The sequence below is a fragment of the Mesotoga sp. UBA5847 genome, assembly GCF_002432735.1.
Classification (GTDB): domain Bacteria; phylum Thermotogota; class Thermotogae; order Petrotogales; family Kosmotogaceae; genus Mesotoga.
The window spans coordinates 336-6,423 of sequence record NZ_DJGL01000037.1; the positions used below are offsets into that span (position 1 = coordinate 336).

Annotated in this window: 7 protein-coding genes and 1 pseudogene; 3 read left to right on the forward strand and 5 right to left on the reverse strand. The window is 47.8% G+C overall.

Features of this window, described 5'->3' with window-relative positions; translation table 11 throughout:
- The 5 genes from B3K91_RS03680 to B3K91_RS03700 all read right to left on the reverse strand — a co-directional run.
- The coding region (locus B3K91_RS03680; RefSeq protein ID WP_292594021.1) for an aminotransferase class I/II-fold pyridoxal phosphate-dependent enzyme at nucleotides 1-1,058 on the reverse strand (1,058 nt) is incomplete at its 3' end.
- A gap of 110 nt (nucleotides 1,059-1,168) precedes the next feature.
- A complete protein-coding gene (locus tag B3K91_RS03685; RefSeq protein ID WP_214078834.1) occupies nucleotides 1,169-2,452 on the reverse strand; it encodes a histidine kinase dimerization/phospho-acceptor domain-containing protein in 1,284 nt (427 codons plus the stop codon).
- The gene (locus tag B3K91_RS03690) at nucleotides 2,442-3,128 is read right to left on the reverse strand and encodes a response regulator transcription factor (protein ID WP_292594022.1); all 687 of its coding nucleotides are present in this window, start codon (nucleotides 3,126-3,128) and stop codon (nucleotides 2,442-2,444) included. The genes B3K91_RS03685 and B3K91_RS03690 overlap by 11 nt, the downstream gene beginning before the upstream one ends.
- A gap of 6 nt (nucleotides 3,129-3,134) precedes the next feature.
- Complete coding sequence (locus tag B3K91_RS03695; protein ID WP_292593430.1) at nucleotides 3,135-3,845, reverse strand: hypothetical protein; 711 nt, start codon at nucleotides 3,843-3,845, stop codon at nucleotides 3,135-3,137.
- Nucleotides 3,846-3,967: 122 nt separating this feature from the next.
- The gene (locus B3K91_RS03700; protein ID WP_292593431.1) at nucleotides 3,968-4,852 is read right to left on the reverse strand and encodes a DUF4382 domain-containing protein; all 885 of its coding nucleotides are present in this window, start codon (nucleotides 4,850-4,852) and stop codon (nucleotides 3,968-3,970) included.
- Between the two features lie 216 nt (nucleotides 4,853-5,068).
- Here B3K91_RS03700 and B3K91_RS03705 point away from each other — a divergent pair, with 216 nt between their 5' ends.
- The 3 genes and pseudogenes from B3K91_RS03705 to B3K91_RS03715 form a co-directional block, all read left to right on the forward strand.
- Nucleotides 5,069-5,305, forward strand: a complete 237-nt coding sequence (locus tag B3K91_RS03705) for an acyl-CoA dehydratase activase-related protein (RefSeq protein WP_292594023.1) — start codon at nucleotides 5,069-5,071, stop codon at nucleotides 5,303-5,305.
- Between the two features lie 47 nt (nucleotides 5,306-5,352).
- Nucleotides 5,353-5,550, forward strand: a complete 198-nt coding sequence (locus B3K91_RS03710) for a hypothetical protein (protein ID WP_292593433.1) — start codon at nucleotides 5,353-5,355, stop codon at nucleotides 5,548-5,550.
- A gap of 8 nt (nucleotides 5,551-5,558) precedes the next feature.
- Nucleotides 5,559-6,088, forward strand: a pseudogene (locus tag B3K91_RS03715) (BadF/BadG/BcrA/BcrD ATPase family protein); the annotation flags it as partial.

Below are 6,088 nucleotides of genomic sequence, written 5' to 3' on the forward strand. Positions count from 1 at the left end.
CCGAATCCCATCCTGAAGTAGCCGCCTTCGTAATCATACATCGATCCGGGAAGAAGCAGAACTCCGGAATTATCAAGGAGCTCGGAGCAGAAGCGATCAACGTCTCCTCCAAGAAACCTTACAAAGGCAATTGGCCCGGCCTTCGGTCTCGAAACTCTGAATACCGATGAGTGCTTCTCGAAGAAGAGGGCGGCTCGATCCCAGTTCTCAGCAACTATCGCTCTGTTCCTTTTCAGGATCTTATCTCCTACACACAGGGCCTTCCAGGCAAGATACTCCGAAGGAGCGCTGTTGCAGATCGTAGTGTAGTGTTTGAATCCAGTCATTGATTCCAGGACGCTTTTAATGTGAGATACAACCCAGCCTATTCTCAAGCCGGCCAATCCGTATGATTTCGACATTACACCCAGCGCAAGAGAGTTGCCGGAAATGTCCGCAAAGGACTTCTGCTTTTCTATAGATTGATCAAGCTCAAGCCCTCTGTAGACCTCGTCGGAAAAAACGAAAATCCCCCTTTCTTCGGTGAAGGAAGCGATCTTCATCAGATCTCCGTTCGAAATAAGGTATCCGGTCGGGTTATTAGGATTGTTTATCACTACTAATTTAGTCTCCGGGCGAACAAGATCCTTCAGTTCATCTACATCAAAGCTCCATTCTTCCCCACTTCTTCTCAGTTCCCAGCGGGTCACTTCACATCCGATTGCATTCGCAACTTCGTACAGGGACTGATAAACCGGAAACTGGCAGATCACATGGTCGCCTTTCTGAAGAAAAACGTTCATGAAGTTGAAGATCGCCTCTTCCGCGCCTGAGTGAACTATAACCTCTTCCATTTCGACGGTCGAGTAAAGCCCTGCAATTTGCGCCCTCAAATCGCGATTGCCGGGAACTTCTGTGTAACCGAGCCACGTATCCATGAACTTCGAGGGGGGTTCGCCGTCCATTTCCAGCAACTCGCCGATCGTCATGGCTTCACAGTCCGACTGGGCAAGAAGGTAGGGTGCGTCGAACTCGTGCTTTTCAAAGTAAACTTCCAGTTTGAAATCATTTAGCTTCATTTTCTTCCTCCGGCTGTCAGTGATACTCGATCTTACCAGACTACTTTCAAACTCGAGCCTGTGACTGGATGCAGACAACGAATCGCCCGGCTTCCAGGCCGTGTCTCATGCTATTTGGAATAGGACTCACTGGGAAATTCGATCATGAATCTATTGATGCCCTCTTCATGTTCGTAATCGAGCCTAAGATTGTGCGCACGCAAAATTGACAAGACCACTCTCAGCCCGAGACCATATCCCTGAGCCTGCACTTCCTTCACGGATTCATCAAGGCTCATGAAATCGACGGCTTTGCCTTTGTTGGAAACAGATAGCAGAGAGAATTCCTCTTCACGGGTAAGTTTGATCTTTACAGAATCGTCCGTAGAATACTTGCAGGCATTGTCGAGAAGATTCATTACCACGTGCTCGATCATGTATCCGGAGGCACTGATCACTATATCTGGGATGATCTCTATTTCAATCTCTTTGTCGGGATGAAGGATCATGATCTTCTCGGTAGTCTCCAGTACAAGTCGGGAGAGATCTACCTCTCTCTGCTCAATTGGTACGGTGATCTCTGTGCGAGACAGAAGCAGATACTCTTCAGAAAGTCTTATGAGCTTTTCCACTTCCTCAAGAGTTTCTCTCAAGGCTTCGCGCATACTCTCTTTTGAGGAACTGCCGGTCAAAGAGAGCTGAAGATTCGATTTCATTACCGCGAGGGGTGTTCTCAATTCGTGAGCGATTCTTGAAGAGAACTGCTTCGCGTCGTTTATTAACTGCTCGATCCTACTCAGCGCCTTATTGATTTCACTTTCAAGCTTTGAAACTTCGTCTCCACTCTTTCTTAGGGAAATTCTGGCATCCTTCAGCCCCGTTCTGCTGATTAGCTCCATTTGATTGCCGGCCTCTTCAAAAGGTCTTATCAGTTTTCTCGTGAATATTGTTCCAATGAGGCTTACGGCTAACAAGATGGATAACGAGGAAAAGACCACAACTGCAAGAACAAACTTCAGGTACTCCTCAGACTTTCCGAGATTGTAGAAAGTCACAAATCTCTCTTCGGTTCCTTCGATAAGCTCGACAGTCGCTCTATATCGATGGTCTCCTTTTGTGCCGATTCCTTCAGCTCTTTTGAACAGTTCCGGTTCAGCCCGAAAACTCGCTACTGGTTCATCTTCTATGTATATGGCGAATCCAAAGTCCTCATTTCCCGCAAGGCTGAGAAGTCTGTTTTCTTGACCTGCAAACTTGTACGTGTTGACTATATCGTTATGAAATGACAGGAGCAGATTATCGATCCTGCGAAATTCCAGATTTCTCAGGACAAAAAAAACAGTCAGTCCCAGTGAAATCACCACTGTGCCGTAAGTTACAAGGTAAAGAAGTGAGATCTTTCCCCTAACCGTCATCTGCAAAACTCCTGAATCTGTACCCCTTTCCCGGAACCGTTTCGATCACGTCATACATCCCAGCCGACTCAAGTTTCCTTCTAATGTAGTTAATATAAACATCAACAATATTGCTGCGCGGTTCAAAGCCTGTTTCCCAGATCTTGTCGGTTATCTCTTCTCTGGAGAAGACAGTTCCCGGGTTTCGGAAGAGCAGTGCGAAGATTGAAACCTCTCTCGAGGTCAAGTCCAGTCTTCCCCCGGAGCAGGTGAAGACTTGCTTTCTCGAATCGTAACGGAGAGGACCGCTTTGTACTATCGACTCTATCTTCAGCTGATTCCGTCTTACAAGAGCCCTCACTCTTGCCTCTAACTCACGCAGATCGAACGGTTTGGGAACGTAATCGTCGGCTCCGATCTCAAGGCCTTCAATTCTGCTGTCGACTTCGCCCAGTGCTGTAATTATTATTATGGGGACATCGGACTTCATCTCTTCTCTCAGAAAGCGACAGAATTCATAACCGTTCATGCCGGGCAGGAGAACATCGAGGACAATACAATCATAGCTGCGCTCAAGGGCAAGATCCAGTCCTTCTTCTGCATTCTGAGAGGCATCCACAAGAAATCCGGAACGCTCAAAAAAAGAGACGACATTATCGAGCAGTCTTTTCTCATCTTCAACTATCAAGAGTTTCATCGAGCATCAATTCTTTCCGTTTTCTTTGCCGGGAGGAGTGTCTGGCTGACCGGGATCGTCGGGCTTGCCAGGATCATCGGGTTTGCCCGGATCGTCGGGCTTACCTGGATCATCGGGTTTGCCCGGATCGCCGGGCTTACCTGGATCATCGGGCTTGCCAGGCTTTTCCGAAGGAGTCAAATCCTCTTTCTTGCCCAGGGACTTCCGCAGTCTCTCGCTTGCCTCTTCAAGCGCCTTCTCATTTGCCGTTACGCTCAGCGTAGAAGCAAAACTGCTTGCCAACCTGTAGGACATCGTCTCAGTTATTACATGCCAGAAGTGACCGTTCTCTTCCTGTACCAGAAAGATACCGCGAACCTCCTCCCTTGACTGCAGAGAAACAAGAGAGAAGGCGTCAATTATCTTTACTTCTGATAAAATGCCGGTCTCGCTAGCTTCCGTTATTTCGGAAATCTCACCGTCTGAAGAGAGCGTGACTACTCTGGAGTCGGTCACAACCCTTATCAACCCTTCGGGAAGAACAAAGATAGCGAGAATCTCACCAGCAGCTATCCGCTGCACCTTCTGAATTAAGGTGATGCTGAGTGATAGCTCAAAGTCCCCGCCCCCAACCAGGTAACCAAGCAAAGACTGCTCGCTTTCAAGCACAGTACCAACCGAAAGTGCGGCTGAAAACACCAAAGCAACAGCGTAGGCGAGACAGATGACTCTTTTCATATGAGTTCCACCTTCACTTCCGCAAACCATCGACAGTGTTGAACGGATGAATCCCCTAGCGCTTTCCGGTTATTCAACCCAAACTCATTGAGGACAGAACGAGACTTAACTGTATGATGCACCTATTTCTCAACCAAGACAATTGTACCAAGATCGACGTCTTTATCTACAACGGTAACTGAAAGGGACTGGTATCTGGATTCGCTTTCATCGACCGAGAAACCTTCATCCATGTAATTGTCGAAGAACTCCAGCCTATATTCTCCGGGACCAACCTTGCAGAATCTGAACTCGCCTTCCTCCCAAATCGGATTGTCGATATGGGTAAACGTCGTGAGAGCCTCGCCATCAACTTCTGGGAACAGCGCTGCAAGGAGAGGCAACTGATCCGCAGAGGCAACTCCCGTTACATCGAAAAGGCTTCCGTGGCGCACATGGATTACGGGCGTCATGTGGACCTTGTCTTCGTGGCTCTTCTTCTCGCCTGAGATCTCGGCCTCACTGACGATGTCCTCCCACCGGCCGTTGATTTTCAGGGATTTCGACAAGTCAAAGTCCAGAACAACATTAGTCACAGAACCCTCGTCAATCTCGAGTCCCAAATTGTTGATCTTCAATGATCCAGAGTTGACGGTGACTGGATAGACTATCTCATTGGCCGTCATAGTTGCCGCAGACACTTCTATCCGCAACTGGTTATATACACCGACGACTCCTGTAGTGTCGGGCAGTTTGAAAGTCGCTCCCACAAGAGTAAGAATGTCTACTTCAAATGCCTCGTCGACAATCACAATAGGCTCGTATTCATCGGGAGGAACCTCCTCGGGTCCATAGAGCTTTATGCTTTCAATCCTTAGGATAAGAGAGTCAATCTCTTCGATAGGAATTACCGCATCGGTAAGGACAACTCTCACCGTTCCCCTGTCAGCCTCTGGCAAAGTAAGATCCACGCACCCAGTGAAGAAAAGCGCGGAGAGCAAGACAATCAAGAATAGTAGCTTTTTCATTTTCTTTAACCTCCCTTCTTCGTTTGGTTGTAAACCAAGTCTATCCCCTATGTAATTAAAGAGAGATTAAACCATCGCACACAGGAGCTGTCCGAATCTGGTCCTGATCAGAAGCTTTTACTTTGCCAGCGTTGTTCCAGTCGACAACGGGTGGCTATATTTGATATTGGTCAAATGCCACGCCCTGTCGGTACGGGTCGGTGGGGAAGAGATAAGTTGAGGATAGGAATAGCTGGAGCACTCTTATATTATTACGGGCCGTACTGGGTCCATCTCTTTGAAGAACTGAGAATAGAGGTAATTACAACGCAGAAGACCGACAAGAAGACGATTGACAGAGGGATCGGAGTCTCTGTTCCAGAGATCTGCGTTCCGATCAAGATATACAACAGTCACGTCCTCAGATTGGTCGATCAGGGCGTTGGTTATGTATTTGTGCCCAGAATGGTTTAAGTTGAGAAGGGCAAGTACTTCTGCCCTAAGTTCATGGGACTACCCACATGATTGAACATGGAATCCCGTCCGTCAGGTCGAAGTTGCTCACACTGGACATTCAAAGCAGTACTGAAGATATCTCTTCACCAAGATTGATTCATCCAATTGCCGGTAAACTTGGAGTCTCCAGTTTGACGAGAATAGAGGCTTTTGTCGATCTTATTAGAAACTCTAAGCGCAAACGCATTGCCGCAAACAAGTGAAGATTTCTGTGGAGATTCTTGCTGGAGTAGATGTCGGTTCGGTGAGTACCAACATAGTGGCGCTTTCCGAAAGCGGAGATATAGTTTTCAAGTATTACGTCAGAACCAACGGTCAACCTATGGACGCCGTTAGGTTTGGTTTCTCAAGGCTGAGGGAAGAACACAACGATCTCACCGTCCTTGGCATTGGAACCACCGGCAGTGGCAGGCAGCTAGCAGCCGTCCTCCTTGGGGCAGATATTGTTAAGAACGAGATTACCGCTCACGGAGTGGCCGCATTAAGAGAAGTCAAAGAAGTGACGACGATCTTTGAGATAGGAGGCCAGGATTCGAAAATAATACCGATAAGAGAAGGTATGGTAACCGACTTTGCCATGAACACTGTATGTGCGGCAGGAACCGGTTCCTTCCTTGATCATCAGTCAGAAAGGCTCGGAGTCCCCATAGAGAGGTTTGGCGATCTCGCCCTTCAGGCTACGACAGAAGTTAGGATAGCAGGGCGATGCACAGTATTTGCAGAGTCCGATATGATAGCGAA

What these genes read in the sequence shown, in the direction of transcription:
- B3K91_RS03685 (WP_214078834.1), bottom strand. Translation starts at nt 2,452, where the DNA reads ATGACGGTTAGGGGAAAGATCTCACTTCTTTACCTTGTAACTTACGGC.
- B3K91_RS03690 (WP_292594022.1), bottom strand. Translation starts at nt 3,128, where the DNA reads ATGAAACTCTTGATAGTTGAAGATGAGAAAAGACTGCTCGATAATGTC.
- B3K91_RS03695 (WP_292593430.1), bottom strand. Translation starts at nt 3,845, where the DNA reads ATGAAAAGAGTCATCTGTCTCGCCTACGCTGTTGCTTTGGTGTTTTCA.
- B3K91_RS03700 (WP_292593431.1), bottom strand. Translation starts at nt 4,852, where the DNA reads ATGAAAAAGCTACTATTCTTGATTGTCTTGCTCTCCGCGCTTTTCTTC.
- B3K91_RS03710 (WP_292593433.1), top strand. Translation starts at nt 5,353, where the DNA reads ATGATTGAACATGGAATCCCGTCCGTCAGGTCGAAGTTGCTCACACTG.